The sequence below is a fragment of the Bradyrhizobium uaiense genome (assembly GCF_010811875.1).
Classification (GTDB): domain Bacteria; phylum Pseudomonadota; class Alphaproteobacteria; order Rhizobiales; family Xanthobacteraceae; genus Bradyrhizobium; species Bradyrhizobium uaiense.
Genome location: NZ_VKHP01000500.1, coordinates 1 through 1,302 on the forward strand (window position 1 = coordinate 1; position 1,302 = coordinate 1,302).

The 1,302-nt window shown below is 67.7% G+C and carries 1 protein-coding gene; it reads left to right on the forward strand.

All coding sequences use genetic code 11. From position 1 onward, the window contains the following. Positions 1 to 157: 157 nt before the first annotated feature. Positions 158 to 1,302 (forward strand): tetratricopeptide repeat protein (locus FNJ47_RS46115; RefSeq protein ID WP_236000594.1); only part of this gene is annotated, 1,145 nt, incomplete at its 3' end.

Consider the following 1,302-nt stretch of genomic DNA (forward strand, 5'->3'; position numbering starts at 1 on the left):
CATGCCCGCCGTACGTCACGCCATCGTCGGTCTCATCCTTCGGCCGCCGTCTCAGCGGTGCCCACACTGCCGAAAACAAATCCTTGAAAAACACCGGTACAAATAGATTCTGCCAAAGTAGTGCTAGACTTCGCAGCCGAATTCGGGAGGACAACCGATGATTTGCGACCGCTACGGCCTGCCGCTGACGACAGATTCGGACCGCGCCGCCGCATACTATGTCGACGGTGTCGATCGCATGCTGGCGGCGCTGCACGGCGCCGATGCCGCGTTCGAGGCGGCGATCGCCGCAGACCCCGATTTCGCGTTGGCCCATCTCGGCCGCGCCCGCGTCCACCAGCTCAACATGGAAGGCGCCCAGGCCCGCGCCAAGGCGGCCGATGCCCGGCAGCTCGCCGGGGCCGCAACACCGCGCGAGCGCCAGCACATCGAGATCATCGCATCCGTGATCGAGGGCCAGGGCAAGACGGCGATGACCGCGGCCGAACAGCATCTTGCCGAATATCCGCGCGATGCGCAGATCCTCTCGCTGCTGCTCGGCGCCTTCGGCCTCTACGCCTTCTCCGGCCGGGCGGACCATGACGCCGCGCGGCTCGCGATCACCGAACGTTACGCCAAGGACTATGGCGACGACTGGTGGTTCCTCACCTATCTCGGCTGGTCGAAGACCGAGGCCGGCGACCTCGTCGCGGGCCGCGCCATCACCGAGCGCGGCTATGCGCTGAAGCCGGAGAACGCCGGCGCCGCGCACGCGCTGGCGCATGCGCTGTTCGAGCAAGGTGACGGGGCGGAAGGCCGCAACTTCCTCTCCGCCTGGCTGCCGGCGAATGATCGGACGAGTTTTTTGCAGGGCCATCTCGCCTGGCACCTCGCCTTGATCGCAATCGAGGAAGGCGACGCCGACAGCGCGCTCGCGATTTACGAACAGCACATCAAGCCGGCGGGCAGGCCCTATCCGCCGCTCAATATCTATACCGACACGGCCTCGCTGCTGTGGCGGCTGGCGGTCGCCGGCAAGACCGGCCTCGAAGCGCACTGGAAGGACGTCGCCGCCTATGGCGACGGCTACTTCCCGAAAGCCGGCGCGCATTTCGCCGATGTGCACCAGTCGCTGGTCCCTGCCACGACCAACACCCATGCGCTCCACACGCGGCTGGCCGAGCTCGCGTCGCCCGACCCCGCTGCCAAGCTCTCTCCCGCCCCCTCCGCACTCGTCCTCGGCCCATGCGTGCCCGCCTTCGCCCCCGTCCACCCTCTCGCCCCCGTCCCCCCCCCCGCCACGCTGTTACCCCACCTTCAGCG